Annotated in this window: 15 protein-coding genes; all 15 read left to right on the top strand. The window is 35.1% G+C overall.

Annotation, left to right across the window (positions count from 1 at the left end; genetic code table 11):
* Positions 1-18: 18 nt before the first annotated feature.
* The 15 genes from bglX (at position 19) to TA89_RS16715 (ending at position 20,817) form a co-directional block, all read left to right on the top strand.
* Positions 19-2,166 (top strand): beta-glucosidase BglX, encoded by a 2,148-nt coding sequence (gene bglX, locus TA89_RS16645; RefSeq protein WP_040215005.1) that lies wholly within the window; start codon positions 19-21, stop codon positions 2,164-2,166.
* Positions 2,167-2,206: 40 nt separating this feature from the next.
* Positions 2,207-5,557: a GH36-type glycosyl hydrolase domain-containing protein gene (locus TA89_RS16650; protein ID WP_040215007.1), complete on the top strand. Its 3,351-nt coding sequence runs from the start codon at positions 2,207-2,209 to the stop codon at positions 5,555-5,557.
* A 393-nt stretch (positions 5,558-5,950) separates the two neighbouring features.
* Complete coding sequence (locus TA89_RS16655) at positions 5,951-7,267, top strand: ABC transporter substrate-binding protein (protein WP_040215009.1); 1,317 nt, start codon at positions 5,951-5,953, stop codon at positions 7,265-7,267.
* A gap of 69 nt (positions 7,268-7,336) precedes the next feature.
* Positions 7,337-8,239 (top strand): carbohydrate ABC transporter permease, encoded by a 903-nt coding sequence (locus TA89_RS16660; protein WP_040215010.1) that lies wholly within the window; start codon positions 7,337-7,339, stop codon positions 8,237-8,239.
* Positions 8,229-9,053, top strand: a complete 825-nt coding sequence (locus TA89_RS16665) for a carbohydrate ABC transporter permease (RefSeq protein ID WP_040215012.1) — start codon at positions 8,229-8,231, stop codon at positions 9,051-9,053. Before TA89_RS16660 ends, TA89_RS16665 begins: the two co-directional genes overlap by 11 nt.
* A gap of 20 nt (positions 9,054-9,073) precedes the next feature.
* Positions 9,074-10,165, top strand: a complete 1,092-nt coding sequence (locus TA89_RS16670; protein WP_040215014.1) for an ABC transporter ATP-binding protein — start codon at positions 9,074-9,076, stop codon at positions 10,163-10,165.
* An 11-nt stretch (positions 10,166-10,176) separates the two neighbouring features.
* The gene (locus TA89_RS16675; RefSeq protein ID WP_040215016.1) at positions 10,177-10,971 is read left to right on the top strand and encodes a sugar phosphate isomerase/epimerase family protein; all 795 of its coding nucleotides are present in this window, start codon (positions 10,177-10,179) and stop codon (positions 10,969-10,971) included.
* A 22-nt stretch (positions 10,972-10,993) separates the two neighbouring features.
* A complete protein-coding gene (locus TA89_RS16680) occupies positions 10,994-12,775 on the top strand; it encodes a sensor histidine kinase (protein ID WP_040215018.1) in 1,782 nt (593 codons plus the stop codon).
* Positions 12,772-13,983: a type 2 periplasmic-binding domain-containing protein gene (locus tag TA89_RS16685; protein ID WP_040215020.1), complete on the top strand. Its 1,212-nt coding sequence runs from the start codon at positions 12,772-12,774 to the stop codon at positions 13,981-13,983. The genes TA89_RS16680 and TA89_RS16685 overlap by 4 nt, the downstream gene beginning before the upstream one ends.
* 21 nt (positions 13,984-14,004) lie before the next feature.
* A complete protein-coding gene (locus TA89_RS16690) occupies positions 14,005-14,775 on the top strand; it encodes a response regulator transcription factor (RefSeq protein WP_242850179.1) in 771 nt (256 codons plus the stop codon).
* 27 nt (positions 14,776-14,802) lie between these two features.
* Entirely contained in the window at positions 14,803-15,471 is a 669-nt protein-coding gene (locus tag TA89_RS16695) for an MgtC/SapB family protein (protein ID WP_040215025.1), read from the top strand.
* 252 nt (positions 15,472-15,723) lie between these two features.
* Positions 15,724-16,704 carry a helix-turn-helix domain-containing protein gene (locus TA89_RS16700; RefSeq protein WP_040215028.1) on the top strand — a complete coding sequence of 327 codons (981 nt, stop codon included), beginning with the start codon at positions 15,724-15,726 and terminating at the stop codon, positions 16,702-16,704.
* 469 nt (positions 16,705-17,173) lie between these two features.
* Positions 17,174-19,234 carry a BglG family transcription antiterminator gene (locus tag TA89_RS16705; protein ID WP_052447584.1) on the top strand — a complete coding sequence of 687 codons (2,061 nt, stop codon included), beginning with the start codon at positions 17,174-17,176 and terminating at the stop codon, positions 19,232-19,234.
* 1 nt (position 19,235) lies between these two features.
* Positions 19,236-19,520 carry a PTS sugar transporter subunit IIB gene (locus TA89_RS16710; RefSeq protein ID WP_040215030.1) on the top strand — a complete coding sequence of 95 codons (285 nt, stop codon included), beginning with the start codon at positions 19,236-19,238 and terminating at the stop codon, positions 19,518-19,520.
* A 19-nt stretch (positions 19,521-19,539) separates the two neighbouring features.
* Complete coding sequence (locus TA89_RS16715; RefSeq protein WP_040215032.1) at positions 19,540-20,817, top strand: PTS ascorbate transporter subunit IIC; 1,278 nt, start codon at positions 19,540-19,542, stop codon at positions 20,815-20,817.

Raw genomic sequence — 20,817 nt, forward strand, 5'->3', positions numbered from 1 at the left:
AATTAGGAGGATTATAATATGTCGATGAATATAAAAGATATTTTAAATAAAATGACCATTGAAGAAAAGATAGGACAACTTTTGCAGCTTATACCTAGCTTTTATAAAGAAGCTTCTGAAGGAGAGATTACAGGACCTTTGAAAGCTGCAAAGCTTGATGAGAAAATTCTTTGGAATACAGGAAGTGTTTTAGGGATAGCAAATGCTGAGGATATGATTGAAATCCAAAAGAAATACATGGAGAATAACAGGCATAAGATACCTTTGATTTTTATGGCAGATGTAATCCATGGATATAGGACAATCTTTCCTGTACCTCTAGGATTAAGCTGCTCATGGAATATTTCTTTGGTTAAGAAAACAGCAGAAATCGCTGCTAAAGAGGCTGCTTTATCAGGAGTTCAGGTTACCTTTTCTCCTATGGTTGATTTAGTAAGAGATCCCCGCTGGGGAAGGGTTATGGAATCCACAGGAGAAGATACCTATTTAAATAGCCTTTTTGCTAAAGCTATGGTGGAGGGGTATCAGGGAAATTTAAATGAAGAATGTAATATAGCTGCTTGTGTAAAACATTTTGCCGCTTATGGAGCGCCGGAGGGAGGAAGAGAATATAATACCGTAGATATATCCAATAGGAATCTTAGAGAAAATCACCTTCCCGCCTATAAAGCTGGAGTAGATGCAGGAGCGGAAATGGTGATGACTTCCTTTAATATCATTGACGGGGTACCTTCTACCTGTAATTCTAAGCTTTTGAGAGATATCTTAAGATCAGAGTGGGGCTTTGATGGTGTAGTGATATCCGATTGGACATCAGTGGATGAGCTTATAAATCACGGCGTGGCAGAGGATGGCAGGGAAGCTGCAAAAAAAGCCATGGAAGCTGGCGTAGATATAGAAATGATGAGCATCAATTACGTTAATAACCTTAAGTCTCTTATAGAGGATGGAGAAATTTCAGAAAAGCTTATCGATGACGCGGTGCTCAGAATTCTATCGCTAAAAAATAAGCTTGGACTTTTTGAGAATCCCTTCAGAAGCAGCAGCATAAAAGAGTCTGAGGAAACCTGCTGTTGTGAAGAACACTTGAAAATTGCAAGAGAAGCAGCAGGAAGCTCCATGGTGCTTTTAAAGAATGATGGAGTGCTCCCTCTTAATAAAGAGAGAAAAATTGCACTTATAGGACCCTTTGCAGATGAAAAAAATATTCTTGGACCATGGTCTATATATGGAAAACCTGAAGAGACTGTTTCTGTTTTAGAAGGGTTTTTAGAAAAGCTTCCTAAAGAAAGGATTATAAGGGTAAAGGGCTGTGATGTAGCATCACAGGATACCTCACTTTTCAAGGATGCTATAGCGGCAGCAGAAAAGGCAGATGTTATTGTTCTTGCCTTAGGGGAAGAGGAATCCATGAGCGGAGAAGCAGGGAGCAGAGCAGATATAAGGCTTCCAGGTGTACAGGAAAAGTTAATCCATACTCTTTCAAAGCTCAATAAACCTATGGTTATTGTAATGTTCAATGGAAGACCTTTAGAAATTACAGGATGGTATCAAGAGGCATCCGCTATATTAGAGGCTTGGTTCCCGGGTACAGAAGGAGGACATGCTGTGGCGGATATTTTATTTGGAGACAGAAATCCATCAGGACGTTTATCAATGAGTTTTCCCTATTCTGTAGGACAGGTACCTGTATACTATAATCATTTTAATACAGGGAGACCTTATGTGAAGGGGGAAAATTCCAGATATTCATCTAAATACTTAGACATCCCAAATGAACCTTTATACCCCTTCGGATATGGACTTGGATATTCAGAATTTGAGTATTCTGATTTAGAGCTGAGCAGTGAATATATGAGTAAAGGAGAAAGTATAAGGGCTTTCTTGATGCTGAAAAATATAGGAGAAATGGAAGGGATAGAAACGGTTCAGCTTTATCTAAGAGATGTTGCAGCAGATGTGGCAAGACCTGTAAAGGAGCTTAAGGCTTTTAAGCAGATAAGGTTAAAAGCAGGAGAAGAAAAAAGGGTAGAGTTTGAAATTGATGAGGAAATGCTAAAATATCATGACCTTCAAGGAAATTTCAAAGCACAGAAAGGGAAATTTATCCTTAGTGTTGGCGGTGATTCTTCAAAGGTATTATGGAAAAGCTTTAAATTGATTTAGATTGTAAAAACTATTTAAGTATAAGTTAGGAGTTTTACACATGATAAATAATAATATTGAAGTTTTAACTTTAAAGAGTGAAAAGTTAAAATTTGATTTTCTTCCTTCAGGAGATATATATCAAATTTTAATGAAGGATATTTTAGTAAATCAATATGTAGGAAATTCTATTGATGGCTCTATTAATAATATTTTTCTCCGTGTTTATGAAGACGGAAAAAAAAGAACTGCTCCTCTTTTAGGAATTCATTCAAACAGTGTATTTTCTATAGGTGAAGAGGAAGTGGCATATGAGGGCGATTTTCTAGGAGTGAAATATAACATAAACCTTACTCTCAAAGAGGATATATATTTTTATAATATTGAGCTTGATGGAAATGATAAGGAAGTAGATCTGATATATGGACAGGATCTCAGCCTTGCTCAAAAAGCAGGAACCTTAACCAATGAGCTGTATGTGAGTCAATATTTAGGTCATTCTGTATTTAATAAAGATGGAAGCTATATTTTATGTTCCAGACAAAATATGGAGCAGAATGGAAGATACCCTTACAGTCAGATGGGAGCAATAGGAGCAAAAGTTATAAAGTACAGCACTGATGCCATGCAGTTTTTTGGAAAGCAATATAAACTCACCAATGAACCGATTATAATGCAGGAGGACCTTCCGGAAACAATTTATCAGTTTGAAATGGGATACATTGGACTTCAGACGGAAAAACTTTTTCTTAAAGGAAAAAAGAAAGCTGTAACCTTTTATGGATGTATCAAAGAGAATCATGAGACTGCTGTCAGAGAACCGGAATATCAGGAGGAAATAAGCAATTTCTATAAGACTTTTCAAAAGAGAGATGAAAAAAGTTCTCTAATGAGTCAGGAGAAAATAGAAAGGTCTAAGGACTTTGGACTTCCTCTTATTTCTCTGGATTTAGAAAAAGATGATATTGATAAATATTTTCCTGCAAGAAAGCTTTTGGAGGAGAAGGAAGGAAAGCTGTTATCCTTCTTTACAGATAAACATAGTCATGTAGTGCTGAAAGATAAAGAGCTTCTCATGGAGAGGCCTCATGGACATATTATATTAACGGGAATAAACAAAGAGAGAATTAATGAGGAGATTATTGCTTCTACAAACTTTATTTACGGTGTGTTTAATTCTCAGCTGGTTGTAGGGAATACAAGCAGTCACAAGCTCCTATCCGTATCAAGAGGTTTACTTAATATATTTAAAAATTCTGGACAAAGGATATATATAAACCATGAAGGGAGTTATCATCTTTTGGCTCTTCCTTCCCTATATGAGATGGGATTAAATTATAGCCGATGGTTTTACAAACTTTCAGGGGATATAGTGATAGTTACGGTATTTTCTTCAATGGAAGGAACGGATATTACATTAGTCATAGAATCGGAGAAAGGGATTGCTTATGAATTTATAATAACCCAACAGCTGGTTATGGGAGAAATGGAGTTTCAGGAGAATATTATATTGGAAAAGAAAGAAGACTCCATAATGATAATGGCGGATGAGAATAACATTATGAAGAAAGTATACCCTGATAGCTTTTATGAGATGAAGGTAATAGGGACAGAGTTTACCTTAAGCGATGACAGGATTTTTTTTAAAAAGGAAAAATGCTTTAATCCTGCTCTTATGACTATAAAAACAAATGCTGCCAATAAGGTTAAAGTTGTGATTTCAGGATACCTTAAAAGAAAGGAAGATGCAGCTGTTACAGTGCCGGATTTTTTAGAGGAAAGGGATATGTATATTGATTACTATTCAGAGCTTATGAACCACTTCTTCTTAAAAACCAATGAGGAAAATCAGAGCATTAATAAGCTCAATGAGATTCTCTGGTGGTATTCCCATAATGCTATGATACATTTTATCAGTCCCCATGGAATAGAGCAGCCTGGGGGAGCAGCTTGGGGAACTAGGGATGTATGCCAGGGACCCTTTGAATATTTTATGGCCATGGGACATTTTAAGTTAGCCAGAGCGGTAATACTAAGGGTTTATGAAAATCAGTTTTTAGAAAGCGGAGAGTGGCCTCAGTGGTTTATGTTTGATAGCTATAATATAAGGCAATTTGATTCCCATGGAGATGTGGTGTTGTGGCCGTTAAAAATTCTGGGAGAGTATTTGAGGGTAACGGAGGATTTTTCTATATTAGATGAACAGATCCACTATCATAATGATAAAGATGGCAGCAGATCTCTCCATAAAGAAAGTCTATTTAATCATATGAAGGGAGCTTTAAAAAGCATTGAAGATAGATTTATAAAAGGAACGAGTTTAATATCCTATGCCGGAGGTGATTGGGATGACACCCTCCAGCCGATCAGTGATGAGCTGAAAAAATCACTTGTAAGCAGCTGGACTGTAGCTTTAACCTATCAGATATTAAATATCCTAGGAAAGCAATTGAAAAGCTATAACGGTGAAATATCCTCAAAATTATCAAAAATGGCGGAAAATATAAAAGGAGATTTTAATAAGTATCTTATAAGGAATGGAATAATTCCTGGGTTTGTAAGGGTACGGAAGGATGAAAGTCTTGAATATATGCTTCACCCGGAAGATAGGGTTACAGGTATTTCATATAGACTGCTTCCAATGATCAGAAGCATTATAAGCGAGCTGGCAAGTAAAGAACAGGCTGATAAAAACCTAAGGATAATAGATGATAATCTTATGTGTCCTGACGGAGTAAGGCTCATGAGTAATCCGGCTAATTACAAAGGCGGTGTAAGCACTATTTTTAAACGGGCAGAACAGGCTGCAAATGTAGGAAGAGAAATAGGACTTATGTATGTTCATGCTCACATAAGGTACATCGAGGCCATGGCAAAGCTCGGCTTAGGGGAAAGAGGATGGGATGCATTAGAAACTATAAATCCTATACTTATTCAATCTAAAGTGAAAAATGCCGAACTCCGTCAAAGTAACTGCTACTTCAGCAGCTCAGATGCCGACTTTAACAACCGCTATGACTTTCAGGAAAATTATAATGCTGTTAAAGAAGGAGAAATAGGTGTTAAGGGGGGCTGGAGAATATATTCCAGCGGACCGGGAATATATATTAATCAGCTTATAACAAAGCTTTTAGGTGTTCAGATTGGTGAAAAGTCTCTTATTCTATCCCCTACACTTCCTAAAAAGCTTAATGGGATGAGTTTTAATTTTGATATATTTGGTAAAAAATCTTGCTTTAAATATAATATTGGGAAGGAAAAAGGAAGTATATATAAGGTCCTTATAAATGGTTTTGAAATTACCGGAATGGAGCACAGAAATATTTATGGTAAGACTGAAATGTTATTTAAACGAGAAGCTATAGAAAAATATATTGTTCAAGAAAATATAATAGAAATATATATATCATAAGAGTATGAAAATATAAGAATTAAATTATGGTGCAGGATTTTTCTCAGGAGAAATCCTGCACTTTGTGTTAAGCTCTACTGGTCTTTCAGATTTTATGGATAATAAACTAATATGTATACAATAAACCTATATAATTCGTAATGATGCTATACAACATATCTATATAATACACATAAATATGGAAAATAATATAAGAAAATATTATATTTTTATAAATAATCACAAAAACTATGCTGAATTTTGTACAAATTTGCTGAAAAATGCAGTTTAAATCCTGTTGATATATTTTATAATTAAATTGTAAATGTTTACTGAACAAAGTAACAGAAAAAACATAATTACTTTATTTCAGTAAGTATATTACTAATTGAATTAATAAGAGGTGGATGATTTATGAAGAGAAAAACATTCAAGGTTTTATCATTGGTAACTGTTTTTGCTATTTTTATCACTGCTTTAACAGGTTGCGGAAAACAACAGGGAAATGTTGGAGCAAGCTCCGATAAGCCTGTTGAGATCACCTTCTGGCATGTATACTCAGAAAATTTCGGTGCTCCAGTAATCACTGAAATGGTAGATGCCTTTAATAAATCTCAAGATAAGATAGTTGTTAAGGAAGTTTATAATCCTGACATGTATCCCGGATTAATGCAGAATCTTCAGGCAGAAGTGGCATCAGGGAATTCACCATCTATCGTAATGATAGGCTACAACTATTTAAAGTACTTTGCAGCAAACTTTAATTATACAAGTCCTGAAGAAATAGTTAATAAGTATTTCCCAGAGGACAAGGACTATTTGAAAAATACATATTTAGATAATATTTTAAGTCTTGCAAGAGTAGATGATAAGCAGATAGGTATACCTTTCTCCATAAGTACTCCAATAATCTACTACAATGCTGAGCTTTTCAAAAAAGCAGGCTTAGATCCTGACAATCCTCCAAAAACCTGGAATGAAGTAAGAGCTGCAGCTAAGCAGATTACTGAAAAGACAGGTGAATATGGTTTCTACATGCAGGAATATGCAGATAACTGGGCTGTTCAGGGATTACTTGAAGGTAATGGAGCTGAAATACTTTCTAAAGACGGAAAGGCCGCTTTTGCATCTGATAAAGGAGTAGAAGCTTATCAGCTTTTAGCAGACATGGTACTTAAAGATAAGAGTGCTCTTCACATAACTGCAGATGAAGGTATACAAGCCTTCATAAACGGTAAAGTTGGTATGCTTTGCGGAAGCAGTGCAAAGATCGGAACAGTTTCAACAGCAGCTAAGTTTGACTTAAGAGGAGCAGAATTCCCTTTATTTGATGGTCAAGAAAGAAGAATCCCTGCAGGTGGTAACTTCCTTCCAATAATGGCACAAAAGGAAGAAGAGCAGAAGGCTGCTTGGGAGTTCATTAAATTCATAATGCAGCCTGAATGGTTAGCTAAATGGTCAAAAAATACAGGATATCTTCCACCAAGAGAAGATGTAGCTAATGATCCTAATGGTCTTAAAACTTATATAGAAGAAAATCAGCTTATGGGAATAGCCTTTAAGGAAATGAGCGGTATTTATTCATGGGTTGCCTTCCCAGGAGATGTAGGAACTCAGGCAGAACAGCTCTTTGCAGATACCAGAGATAAGATTTTAGATGGCAGCGTTTCCGTTAAAGATGCTTTAACCTCTGCCCAGGATCAGCTTAATAAATTGCTTAAAGAACAATAATTACAATAATAAAAATAAAGAAAGGGCAGGTTTACCTGCCTTTTCATGTAGAAAGGAGAATAATTCCTGATGAAGCACAAAAGATTTAAACAGGAAAAAAGAGAAGCTATTTTAGGCTGGAGCTTTATACTCCCTGCAACTGCAGCCTTTGTGGTGTTTATGTTCTGGCCACTCATTTATACCTTTTACTTAAGCTTTTTTAAATGGAACATGGTGTCACCTAATAAGCAGCAGGTTGGTCTTAAAAATTATATAGATTTGCTGACCTCTCCTCTTACTTATCAGCTGCTTTGGAATACTTTAATCTTTGTAGCTATACTTATATGCTTAAACTTTGTCCTTCCTTATATTCTTGCATATATCAATACCTTTGTGATGAATAAAGGAAAGGGAATATATAAAACACTGCTCTTTATTCCAAGCTTGATTTCTTTGGTGGTAGGAGCTATATCACTGCAGTTTATTTTTAACCCTATATCAGGACCTATAGGTACAATACTTAGAGGCTTTGGAATTACCATGCCCTCATGGTCTAAAACTGCAGGTCTAGTTATTTTGGTTATCAGCCTTGTGGCGGTGCTTAAAGCCTTTGGATATAACTTTTTGGTGCTCCTTTCCGGAATGAGCTCTGTATCTCCTGAGCTTATTGAAGCTGCAAGATTAGAAAAGACACCAAAGAGAAAAATATTTTCAAAGATAGTAATGCCTTTGACATCATCAACAGCTATATATGTACTTATAATAAGTGTAGTTCAAGGTATGCAGTATGTATTTACACCTACAAAGGTTCTTACCCAAGGTGGTCCAAATCATCAAAGCTCCAACATAATTTATGGAGTCTACGAGGAAGCATTTACCTATTATAGCACCGGAAGAGCTTCTGCCCTTTCCATTATGGCTATGCTCATCTTCCTTATACTTTTATTTCTAGAATTCAAATATGTTGAAAGGGGTATATACTATGAAAACTAATAGACATGAATTTATTTATCACTTAATTTTTATGGTTATTGTAGCATTATCTCTTTATCCCATTATATATGCCATTGGTACATCTTTTAAAACCTTAAGTGATGCCTTTAGCAATACTTTATCTGTAATACCCAAGGAGTTTACTTTAGATGCTTATAAAAATGTGCTGGAAAAGATACCTTTGGTGAAGATCACATTAAACACCTTCATCATAGCTACTATAGTTACGGTATTTAAGCTTATAACAGGAGTGTTTGCTGCTTACAGCTTTGCCTTTTTTGAATTCAAAGGCAAGAAAATCATGTATTTTATTCTTATAAGTACCATGTTTATACCTTTTACCGTTACTATGATTCCTAACTTTATCACTATAGCTGAAGTGGGGCTTAGAGATAACATATTAGGGGTTGCTCTTCCTCAGCTTGCAGATGCTACGGGAATATTTCTTTTAAGACAGCATATGAGAGGAATACCAAAGTCCCTTTTAGAAGTGGCAAAGCTAGAAAAAACCTCACATTTTAAAATATTAAGAAGTATTGTAGTGCCTATTATCAAGCCTGCGATATTATCTATAGGTATTATTTTCTTTATTAATTCATGGAATGAATATGTATGGCCTGCACTTATCCTAAAAAGTACAGATAACTACACTCTATCTTTAGCACTTCAGATGTTTGTAAGTTCAGAGGGCGGTACTGATATCCCTGTAGCTATGGCTATATCGGTTTTAACCATGATTCTGCCTCTTACTATATATGCATTCTGCCAAAAATACATAATTAATACCTTTGCACAGTCAGGCATCAAGGGTTAGATAATAAGGGGGTTAAACTAATGTATAGTATAAAATTTGAAAATGTAAGCAAAAGCTTTGGAAAAACTAAGGTTATAAACAATTTAAATCTTAATATTAAAAAAGGAGAAAGAATGATCCTCCTTGGACAATCCGGCTGCGGCAAATCTACTATATTAAGGATGATAAGCGGTCTTGAAACTATAACCTCAGGAGATTTATATTTAAACGGGGAAAGAGCTAATGACATTGACAGCGGTGACAGAAGTATAGCTATGGTTTTCCAAAACTATGCTTTATTCCCTCACATGACTATTACGGAAAACATAGGCTATGGTTTAAAGATAAATAAAGAGAAAAAAGAGGTAATAAAGGAAAGGGTAGATGAGGCTGTTAGAATCTTAAACTTAGAAGGTCTGGAGGGAAGGTACCCCAGAGAACTTTCCGGAGGTCAGAGGCAGAGGGTTGCTCTGGCAAGAGCTTTGGTTAAAAGAGGAGACTTTTTCCTTTTAGATGAGCCATTATCAAACCTTGATGCCCAGCTTAGAGGACATGCCAGAAAGGAGCTTGTAAAAATACACGAAATGTACAAGCAAACCTTCATATATGTAACTCACGACCAGGTGGAAGCAATGACTATAGGGGACAGAATTGCTCTTATGAATCAGGGAGATCTTCAGATGCTTGATACTCCTCATAACGTATATCACAGACCTTCAAACATTTTCGTTGCAACCTTTATAGGTTCTCCTTCTATGAATATAATTCCTGTAAATATAGAGGGAAATGAACTTATCATCGGGGACAACCGAATAAAGCTTCCTGAGATATGGTTAAAGCATATAAATAACTCTGGCTCAAAGAAACTGAAAATGGGTATAAGACCGGAGGATGTGGTTTTAAGCGCTACACCGGGAGAATATTCATTGCCTGTAGAGATAAAATACATAGAGGATTACGGAAATCGTATAGGTTTCTATTTTAATATTCATGAGGATGAGGTTATATCCATAATGTCTGAAGGAGATTTCAGCCGTAATGCTAAGGTTTACTGGAATGTAAAGGTAAATAAGCTGCACTTTTTTGATAGTGAAACAACTAATTCTATAGGATATCCATCAGAAATCAAATAGGAGATGATTAAATGAAGTTTTATGTTAGTTCACTGCTTATGGGCATGTCTAAGATGGAGGAGCTGGCAGAATGGATTAATAATGAAGCCATGGAGGATGTGGGTGTAGAATTAATTGCCTTCACCCACAATGAAGCATATTGGGAAAGGCTTTTAAAGGTATTAGATAATATAAGCTGTCCAGTTACATTTCACGGTCCTTATATTGGGGTTGAAGCCACTTATCCTGAAGGAACTGAAGAATATAACTGGATGATAGAAAGCTATGACAGGGTATTTGCTCTTGCAAAAAAGCATAAGGTGAATCATATAGTTTTCCACTACACTCAAAAATTCTACAGTGAAGAAGATAGGAAGGCAGTTCAGGAAATAAGCTATAAGAATATAAAAACCCTTATGAAGATGGCTGAAGATTACGGAGTAAATATGCTTATAGAAAACCTTCCAATACCTAAGGGAAAGATACCTCTATACACTAATGAGGAGTATTCAGAGTTATTTGAAAGACTTCCTGAGGCTAAATCCATAATAGATATTGGACATGCTAATATGAACGGATTAAATTTAGATGATTTTCTTAAGAACCACGGAAGTAAGGTAAAAGCGTATCATTTTCATAATAATAACGGAGAAAAGGATCTGCACAACAGTTTTTTAGAAGGGACTTTTGACTATAAAGAATTTGTTGTAAAATATAAAGAGAATACGCCAAATGCCGACATAGTTCTTGAATATGAGCCTCATGTAAAAATAACTTTTGAGGAATTAAAAGAACAATTAAAATTACTTAAAAAAATGTTTGCATAAGCACATTTAAGGAGAAAGATCCATGCTACTTCGGAGAAAATCAGAAATAGGAAGATTTTATTTTCAAAGACTCTTTACAGCCTTCTTATTAATAGCGATTATACCCCTGGCCCTCTGTATAATGATAATACTTTATATAAATTATGCTATGTCAGTAGAGAGCTATGAAATAAACCTTGAAAATACTCTTAAGGAATCACAGGTAAAGCTGGATCAAAGCCTGGAGGAATATGAAAATGTTCTGGATAATATAGCTCACAACCCTTTCATTAAGGAGGCTTTGATTAATCAAGAGGGAAATTCTTCTGCTGAAGGAGAAAGTATCTTAAGTTCTTTAATGACAGGAAGAGAAGGGAAGATTCAGATAAGGGTTATAGATGCTGATTCTTCAAAGACTTTAGGAAGTACAGAATCTATTAATATATATGACAGCACTGTGTACAAAGAATGGGGTATATTTCATTTAATCCGAAGAAATAAAGATTCTATGGTTCTTTTTCCTAATGTTTTAAATACGGCTTCAGGAAAAAATATAAGCCTTAGTCTTGGACGAGCAATTCAAGATGACAGAGAAAATATAATAGGTTATGCCATAATCGATATATTAAGGAGCACTTTAATTAAAGAGCTTTCCTTAGGGGATATAGAAAGCCATGTGGTTTTAACCGGCGAAAAAAATATAGTGTTTTTAGACACCTCCTCACTTATTCAGGAAGGAAAAGTGCTTCCAGAGGAGTTGCTGGGGGCAAAGGGGTCAGAGACTTGGGAGCTTATTAAGGATGAGGGTAAAGCTCACTATAAATCTGCTCTTGGCGCTTCAAGCTATGGATATTCAATTTATGTTTATATTGATACTTCGGATTTTTATGTTTCTATGAAGCTTATCATCACTATATCCTGTATAGCTATGTTTATTGTAACTTTAATATCTATGGCAGCTGCCTATTTCCTTGCTAAAAGGATGTATAATCCTGTAGATGTTCTGGTTAAAGCTATGGAAAAGATAGCTCAGGGAGACATGAACCTAAGGCTTAAGGAAGATAATAGACAAACCTATGAGATGTCGCTGTTAACCAGGGGCTTTAACAGGATGATAGATGAGATAAACCGCCTTATAAGCAAAGTGGTTGAACAAAGCAGCCTTCAAAAAACAGCAGAAATAAAAGCTCTTCAGGCACAGATTAATCCTCATTTTCTTTATAATATGCTCAATGAAATCAAGGCGCTGGCAAAGCTAAACAGAAATAGTGAAATATCTAAGTTTGTAGTTTATCTTGGGAATCTTTTGAGAAGGAGCATTACTTACAATGAAGCCTTCATTTCTGTTAAAGAAGAGATGGATTTTGCAGGGGATTATTTGGAACTTCAAAAGATACGCTATGAGGACAGCTTTCAGGTACAGATGGATATTCAAAAGGATATAATGGAGGCAAGGATACCTAATCTGATAATTCAGCCTCTCGTTGAAAACTCTATAATCCATGGCTTTGCGGAAAAAAACGGAGAAAATATCATTATTATTAAGGGCTTTAAAACCTCTGATAACAAGGTTGTTTTCGAAATATATGACAATGGAGTAGGCCTGGAGGATGGATACATAGAGTATGTTAATAATTTTTCTGAGGAATCGGAAATATATAAAGGCGTTGGAGTAATTAACGTTCAAAAAAGGTTAAAGCTGATTTACGGTAAGGACTATGGAATTCATCTGGAAAGTGAAAAAGGTAATTATACAAGGATTACAGTTACACTTCCTTACCGGAAAGAGGATGATATAAGGTTAAGCAGAGGTGATAAAGCATGAAGAAAAGAAATAAAGTCATAATGATAATACTTCTTATACTTTGTGCTTTTAGCTCTTTATTTTATTTGGAATATAAAAGAAAATCAAAGGTTTTTATTAAAAAAGAAATCTCTATGCTTGTATCCTTAGACGGAGATAATGGAAAAAAAGAGCTTATGGAGAGTGCCATAGAAGAGTTTAATAAAGGCTCTGAGGAATATTATATTAAGCCTAGCTTTGCTCTATCCGATTCCCATGCTATATTGAAGCTAATATACTCAAAGTCTGTTAATATGCAGTATCATATAGTATCAATGGGAGCAGAACAGCTACATACCTTAAGGAATCTTGATTTGGTCAAGGAGCTGGATGAGTACCTTCTTGAGGATTTTGATATCAGATTCTTAAACAGCATAGATCCTATATTTATGGCTCATACTTCGGATAATGGAAATATATACAGCGTGCCATACATAAGAAATTCTCAGGTTATATTTTATGATGAAAGCAGGATACAGCTTGAAGATAATATAAGCTTTGAGGAATTAATGGAGCTTTCAGAAAAAAATCCGGTTTTGTTTCCTTCCGGTCAGGTGTTTACAGATTTAGTGGTTTATGAAGAACCCTACTCCACCGATGAAAACAGCAGTAAGTATAGAAGTGTTACCGTTAACCTGCCATATAAGGTAGAAATGATAAATAAAATAAAGGAAAGGCATGCTAATGGGAGTTTTGTTTTTTACAGAGAAAATGGGGTGTTATCTCTGGAGCCTTTTTTAAAAAGGGAAATCCCAATAATAGCTGCAAACAGTTATTATATGGATAAAATAAACACCAGAGCCTCCTTTCCAATAGGTACGGCGGTTTTGAAGATAAATGAGGATAAATCCTTCCCCCTTCAGGGAAGCAACCTATATATGCTTCGCCAAAACTCAAAAGAAGAATATGACAGCATCTGGAGGGTTATTACTGAACTTTTGAAAATATCAATTAAAAATGGTGAGCAGCAGGGAGGCATTCCCTTAATAAAAAATTCTGATTCTAAGAATCATATAGCAGAATATCCCTATAACAGCTTCAGCTCCATGGCGGTATCACAGAATTCCAAGGTGGAGCTTCTTGTGGAAACAGTTATTAATAATATAATGCAAAACGGCGAGGATGCAGAAGAAAGCATTAAGGAGCTTCAGGATAAAATAAATTCTGTAATAGAAGGGGAATGGGAATAAGGAGGAATTAGCTTGTATAAGGTGTATATAGTTGATGATTCAAGCCTTCTCAGAAAGGAATTAGTACTTACTAACCCTTGGGATAAGTGGAACTGTGTTGTAGTTGGACAAGCAGGTGATGGGGAGACTGCTCTTAAGGAAATACCGGATATAATGCCGGATATTGTAATAACGGATATAAAAATGGCAAGCCTTACAGGGCTGCAGCTCATTGAAGCTTTAAAGGAAAAGGGAGTAGGATCAGAGTTTATAGTTATATCTGCTTATGGAGAATTTGAATATGCACAGAACGCTATAAAACTTCAGGTTCAAAATTACATATTAAAGCCAATCAATGATGAAGAAATGGAAATGACTATTAAAAAGACCATTAAAAATATTGAAAGCAAAAGAAGCTTGGAAAGAAAAGAAGCTTATGGAACAAAGTTAGCCAGTAATAATATTGATTTAATGGAAGACTTTGATGTAAAAAATCTTAATGCTTTTTTAAGAAAAGCTATAGAATATGTTACAGATAATTATAAGTTAAACATTTCATTAAAGGATGTAGCGGGAGAACTGCATATAAGTGAAAGTTATTTAGGAAAATTATTTAAAACTGAAATAAATACAACCTTTGTGGAATTTCTCACTCAGGTAAGGATTAGAAAAGCACTGGAGCTTCTAAAGGATAAGCTTATTCCTATATATCAGGTTGCTGAAGAGGTAGGATACAGCGACTATAGATACTTCAGTTTGGTTTTTAAAAAAATTACAGGAGTTAATCCAAAGGAATTTCAAAAGAGATCCTAATATGAATCTCGACAAGGAGGAATATAAATGACAATGGAAGAGCTGTTATGGCAATCTGAGCTTTTTCTGAGAATTATAATCTCCTGTATCTGCGGATGTATTATCGGCTATGAAAGAAAAAACAGAAATAAGGAAGCGGGAATCAGAACCCATGCTATTGTGTGCATAGGTTCTTCTTTAATAATGATAATATCAAAATATGGTTTTTTTGATACTATCACCACTGATGCTTCCCGTATTGCTTCTCAGATTGTAAGCGGAATCGGCTTCCTTGGGGCAGGGATAATATTTGTGAAGAATCAGGCTGTAAGCGGCTTAACCACCGCTGCAGGGATATGGGCAACCTCCGGTATAGGAATGGCTGTAGGGGCAGGTATGTACATAATGGGTATACTCACCACTTTGTTAATTGTACTTACCCAAGTTATCATGCATAAAGAAACCGTTTTCACAAGGAGACCTTTTTTGCAAATTATAAGCATAACCTTGAAAAATCGGGAAGGTGTGATAGAGAAAATTCAGGAAAACCTCAGATACAATAATATAGAACTTTCAAAAATAGAAATAGAGAAAGAGCATGGAGACAACCTCCTGCTAACTGCGGAAATTATAATACCCCCGGGATACAATGAGTCAAAATGGCTTGATATTATATCAAAGGAACGTGATATATTAAGGGTGGAGGTATGTAAATAAAGGTAAAATTTAAGTAGAGAAATCAGATAGCGAAATACTGAAATTACAAGCACTTGCAGTTCACTGTATGCAGCGGTGATAGGCAGGTGCTTTTTTCTGTGGGGAAAATGGTTTTTTTATTAAAAAAACAGATTGCAACTGCTGGTTGACATATTGAATAGTGCTAATTGGTGGTGTGCAACGGGAAAAATTTGTATACTTAAGATACACCGAGTATATAAAATTCGGAATAATGTTAGTGAGGTAATATTTATGATTTTTGCAGATAAACTAATTCAACTTCGTAAAAAGAGTGGATGGTCTCAGGAGGAATTGGCAGAACAAATGAATGTGACAAGACAATCCGTTTCTAAATGGGAAGGAGCACAATCTGTTCCCGATCTTGATAAGATGGTACGCCTCTCCAAATTATTTGGAGTAAGCACAGATTATTTACTGAAGGACGAATTGGAAGAAATAGAACACCTTGATTACACAGTGGAAACAACAAAAGTTCGAAGTGTATCTATGGAAGAAGCATTCAACTTCCTTAATGTAAAAGCTGTCACAGCAAAATCAATAGCTTATGCGGTATTTTTATGTATTATTTCTCCAATCTGCCTTTTGATTTTGGGAGCTATGAGTGAAACTCCGAAATATGGATTGTCAGAGAATACAGCAGGTGGAATAGGAATGATTGTTTTACTGATTTTTGTATCTATAGCTGTAGCGACTTTTATTTCAAGCGGCAGCAAAACCGCTTCCTTTGATTATTTAGAAAAAGAAATTTTTGAAACTGAATATGGTGTCAGCGGAATGGTGAAGGAACGTAAAGCACAGTATAAAGATACCTATACAAAAAATAATGTCATCGGCACTTGTATGTGTATATTATCTTTACTTCCGCTTTTTGGAGGTGTGATTATCAGCGAAAGCGATGTATTCATGACGATTATGCTTTCCATTACCATTATACTTGCAGGGATTGGTGTTATTTTCTTTATCCGTGGCGGTATAGTTTGGGCAAGTTTTGAAAAGCTTCTTCAGGAGGGGGATTATTCCAAACTAAAAAAAGAAAAGCAATCTGCTGGGAATGTTATTTCAACAGTATATTGGTCCATTATAGTTGCAGTATATTTAGCATATAGCTTTATAACGAATAATTGGAGATACAGTTGGATTATATGGCCTGTAGCCGGAGTATTGTACCCAGCTATTACAGTAATCTTCAGTTCTTTTAATAAGCAAAAATAAATAGGACGAGGGATAGGATCTCATATCTTTAGCAATAAAACCTGCGGCAGAAGTAGAGAGGATATAGTTTAACTATCCTCTTTACTTGGAAGTGGGGACAGAAAAATCTGATGGAAGCAACGAGTTTTAATATTCAGATATATCGACATATAATTAGCTTTTATGAGTTTTATTATGAATTACAAGAATAAAATATTATTTTAATAATCAATGGATTTGCTTGCTATGTTGCTTTGATATAATATTAAAAATAATAGCAGGCTGGCGAATTATAAAGACTTAAGAAAAAAATGAAAAAATAATATATTTTTAAAGGGCTATTATTTAAAAATAACAGCCCTTTTTGATTTGTTAAATCACTTCACACTATGTTGAAGATAATTTGCTAACTTACTTCATATCATGTTGAAATTAATTGGTTTTGTGAGAAATTTGTAGAATGACTATAATGATATCAAGGAGGAGAGATATGAATATCAGTTTAAGAGATATACTTTTATTCCTAATAAACCATAATACTTTTACATCCGTAAAGGAATTGGCTGAAATATTTTCTGTAAGTACCAGAACAATATATTCAAGTTTGAAGTCCATAGACGAGTTTCTTGTAAGTCAGGATATGAAACCTTTAGAAAGGGTAAAAGGAAAAGGTTTACGGTGTTTATGTACCAATGAGGAAAAAAGAGAGATTCTTAGACTCCTGCAGCAGGATCAGATACTTTATTTATCTCCTGAGGAGAGAAGAAACAGGATAAGTATATATGTACTTACTCAGAATACTTATTCAACCATTGATGAGATATCAAATATTCTGAAGGTATCCAGAAACACCGTAATAACGGATATAGCTTATATAAAGGAATGGATGAAGGACTTTTCTTTAAACCTTGAAACATATCCCTATAAGGGATTGTGTATTGTTGGGAAGGAAATAAACATAAGGAAGGCTCTTTTGAAAATACTCCTTGAAGAAGGAAATACCTTAAAAAGCTCTGTTATTGTACTTGGCAATCTTCTTTCTAAGGATGGTATTCAAAGTCTAGAGGATTTTATAGATCTTTTAGAGGTAAGGCTTAGAACTCCAATCTCTGATATTTCTTATTATCATATAAGATTGTCCTTTGCTATTGCTTTAAGCCGTATGCAGAAGGGATGTTTTATTGATGAACACTGGGAACAGCTTATAATAGAAGATTCCAGAGAGTACAAGGCACTTTGCAGTTTAAAGGATAGATTTGATAAACAGTTTAATATCTCCATACCTAAAGATGAATTGATTTATTTATCTTCACAGCTTATAAGCAGCAGTACCCAAGGAGCTAAGGATCAGGACGGCATTTTTCATAACTGGATATATATGCAGCTTAACCTTAGAAAATTCATTCTTGCGGTGGAAAAGGATCTGCAGGTGGAACTTATAGAAGACAATGAGCTTTTTCAAGGGCTTTTGATGCATATAAGACCGGCTTATTACAGGATTCTAAACGGGTTAAGCTTTGAAAACCCTATACTCACCCAGATAAAGGAACAGTTTTCTCACATACACAAAAGCGTTATTAAAAATCTTCACCTTATTGAAAGCAGATTAAATATATCCTTTACAGAAGAAGAGGCATCCTTTCTCACCATGTATTTTGCAGCAGCGGTGGAAAGAAAGAATAGGGAAAACAAAAAGATTCCCACAGCTGCTATAGTCTGCACTACTGGTACAAGTACTTCTCAGATTCTGCTGTCACAGCTTACGAACAGGTTTCAGATAAACATTGTAGGAGCTTTTTCTTCAAGAAATATAGACAAGCTTGTTAAAAGGGAAGCACTGGATTTAATAATAACTACAGTAGATATAGAGGCAGAGGGGGTAGAAATAATTAAGGTAAACCCAATTTTGTCTCAAGAGGATATAGCAAATTTAAGCTGTGTTTTAAATAACATATCATCTAAATTCAATATAAAAAGGATTATTAATATCATTAAAAAATATGGAAATATTTCTGATGAAACAGGATTAGCAGAGGAACTTGCTAAATACTTACAGCCCCATTATAAAAATGAAAAAAAGCACTTAGAGAGGAGAAAAGAGCCAATGCTCATTGAGATTTTAAATGAAAATTTAGTAGAAGTAAATGCAGATGTTAAAACAAGAGAAGAGGCGATAATTAAAAGCGGAACTCTTCTTTATAAAAATGATTTAGTAGAGGAAAGATATATACAGGCTATGCTTGATAATTTGGAGGAGCATGGAACATACATAGTTATAGCCCCAGGAATTGCAATGCCTCATGCCCGTCCTGAAAATGGAGTTAAGGACATAGGAATAAGCATTGTTACCTTAAAAAATCCTGTGGTTTTTGGACATAAAACCAATGATCCTGTAAGGATTGTTATAGGTTTATGCGCTATAGACCATCAGACACATTTAGCTGCACTAACAGAATTGGTAAATATTCTAAAAGATGAAAGCTGTATAGAAGGTATATTAAATGCAGACTCATCTGAAGAAATTATAAATATTATAAAGGAGGTAAAGTAATATGCTAAATATTGTAACAGTTTGTGGTGCCGGAGTAGGAAGCAGCATGATGCTTAGATTATTTACTCAGCAGATACTTAAAGAAGAATCTATAGAGGCTACTGTGGATGCTTCGGATATAGGTTCTGTAAATGCCGATGCCTACGATATCGTTATTACAACATCAGATTTTGCTGACCTACTTAGAAGCTCCACAGCCAAAGTTATAAAAATTGATAACATGATGGATAAGGACTACTTAAGAACAGAACTTATGTCAATCATAGAACAAAATAAAACAATTTAATTAAGAGGGGGAAGGTATAATGGATATTTTGATGTATATCATAAATAACGTCCTCAGTCAGGCGGTATTTGTTATAGGTCTTGTAGTACTTATTGGATTGTTATTTCAGAAGGAATCCTTTACTAAAATAGTTGCAAGTACTATTAAGACTATGATAGGTTTCATGCTGATAAATACTGGTGGACAAACTTTAGGAACAGCGCTTTTGCCGCTGCAGCCTATGCTTATAAAGATATTTAATTTAAATGTAAACGTTCAATCAATTGGGGATGCTCAAATGCAGAGCCTTGCAGAAATAGGAACTGAAATGGCATTGATTTTTACCTTTGGATTCTCAATGAACCTATTGCTTGCAAGAATTACTAAATATAAATATGTGCGTTTGTCAGCTCATGTATCCTTCTTTTATTCCGGACTTATTGCAGCACTATTAAAATTTGGAACTAATTTATCCTTCATATCAATAGTTGCAGTTGGTTCAATATTATTGGGAGCTTATATGACCTTCAGCTGTGCATACATTGCTCCTCTTATGAAGAATGTCAAAGGTGGAGAAGGCTTTACTTTAGCTCACTCCAGCTCCAGTGGTGTATGGCTTGCAGCAAAGCTTGGAGGCATTTTTGGAAATAAAGAAAATGATTTAGAAAAAATAAAAATTCCAAAAAGCTTAAACTTCTTAAGAGAGATGACTATAGCTTTAACCGTAGTTATGACTTTAATGTTCTTGGTTATTTCATTAATATCAGGACCTTACTGGGTAATGTCTCAGGTGAGCAATGGAGTTGACATTATAACTTTCTCAATTTTAAACGGTCTGCAGTTTGGTTTATGGATTACAGTAATAATTACCGGTGTAAGAATGCTTTTATCAGAAATAATACCAGCTTTCCACGGTATTGCAGATAAGGTTATACCAAATGCTGTTCCAGGACTTGATATCCCATTATTATTCCCTAACTATCCAACCTCTGTAATCTTTGGATTCTTGGTAAGCCTTATGGCCGGATTTATAGGAATGGGAATATTAGGAGCACTTAATTATCCTGTAGCTGTATTTCCTGCCCTTATACCTACCTTCTTTACAGGAGCTGTAACAGCTATCTTCGGAAACTCTACAGGAGGTGTAAGAGGAGCATTTATAGGTTCCTTTGTAAATGGATTGATATTAATTATTGGACAAGCACTTTTACTTCCTATGATAGGTTCCTATGCACCTATAATGCGTATTTTAAGTGAAACAGACTATGCCTTGTATGGACCGATTTTAGGATTCCTGCTTAAGATTTTAGGTATTTAG

This window comes from Clostridium polynesiense, from assembly GCF_000820705.1.
In the GTDB taxonomy this organism is placed as follows: domain Bacteria; phylum Bacillota; class Clostridia; order Clostridiales; family Clostridiaceae; genus Clostridium_AA; species Clostridium_AA polynesiense.

Coding starts and splice junctions, on each gene's coding strand:
- TA89_RS16680 (WP_040215018.1), top strand. CDS start 10,994: ATGCTACTTCGGAGAAAATCAGAAATAGGAAGATTTTATTTTCAAAGA.
- TA89_RS16670 (WP_040215014.1), top strand. CDS start 9,074: ATGTATAGTATAAAATTTGAAAATGTAAGCAAAAGCTTTGGAAAAACT.
- TA89_RS16665 (WP_040215012.1), top strand. CDS start 8,229: ATGAAAACTAATAGACATGAATTTATTTATCACTTAATTTTTATGGTT.
- TA89_RS16695 (WP_040215025.1), top strand. CDS start 14,803: ATGACAATGGAAGAGCTGTTATGGCAATCTGAGCTTTTTCTGAGAATT.
- TA89_RS16700 (WP_040215028.1), top strand. CDS start 15,724: ATGATTTTTGCAGATAAACTAATTCAACTTCGTAAAAAGAGTGGATGG.
- TA89_RS16685 (WP_040215020.1), top strand. CDS start 12,772: ATGAAGAAAAGAAATAAAGTCATAATGATAATACTTCTTATACTTTGT.
- TA89_RS16705 (WP_052447584.1), top strand. CDS start 17,174: ATGAATATCAGTTTAAGAGATATACTTTTATTCCTAATAAACCATAAT.
- TA89_RS16715 (WP_040215032.1), top strand. CDS start 19,540: ATGGATATTTTGATGTATATCATAAATAACGTCCTCAGTCAGGCGGTA.
- TA89_RS16655 (WP_040215009.1), top strand. CDS start 5,951: ATGAAGAGAAAAACATTCAAGGTTTTATCATTGGTAACTGTTTTTGCT.
- bglX (WP_040215005.1), top strand. CDS start 19: ATGTCGATGAATATAAAAGATATTTTAAATAAAATGACCATTGAAGAA.
- TA89_RS16650 (WP_040215007.1), top strand. CDS start 2,207: ATGATAAATAATAATATTGAAGTTTTAACTTTAAAGAGTGAAAAGTTA.
- TA89_RS16710 (WP_040215030.1), top strand. CDS start 19,236: ATGCTAAATATTGTAACAGTTTGTGGTGCCGGAGTAGGAAGCAGCATG.
- TA89_RS16675 (WP_040215016.1), top strand. CDS start 10,177: ATGAAGTTTTATGTTAGTTCACTGCTTATGGGCATGTCTAAGATGGAG.
- TA89_RS16660 (WP_040215010.1), top strand. CDS start 7,337: ATGAAGCACAAAAGATTTAAACAGGAAAAAAGAGAAGCTATTTTAGGC.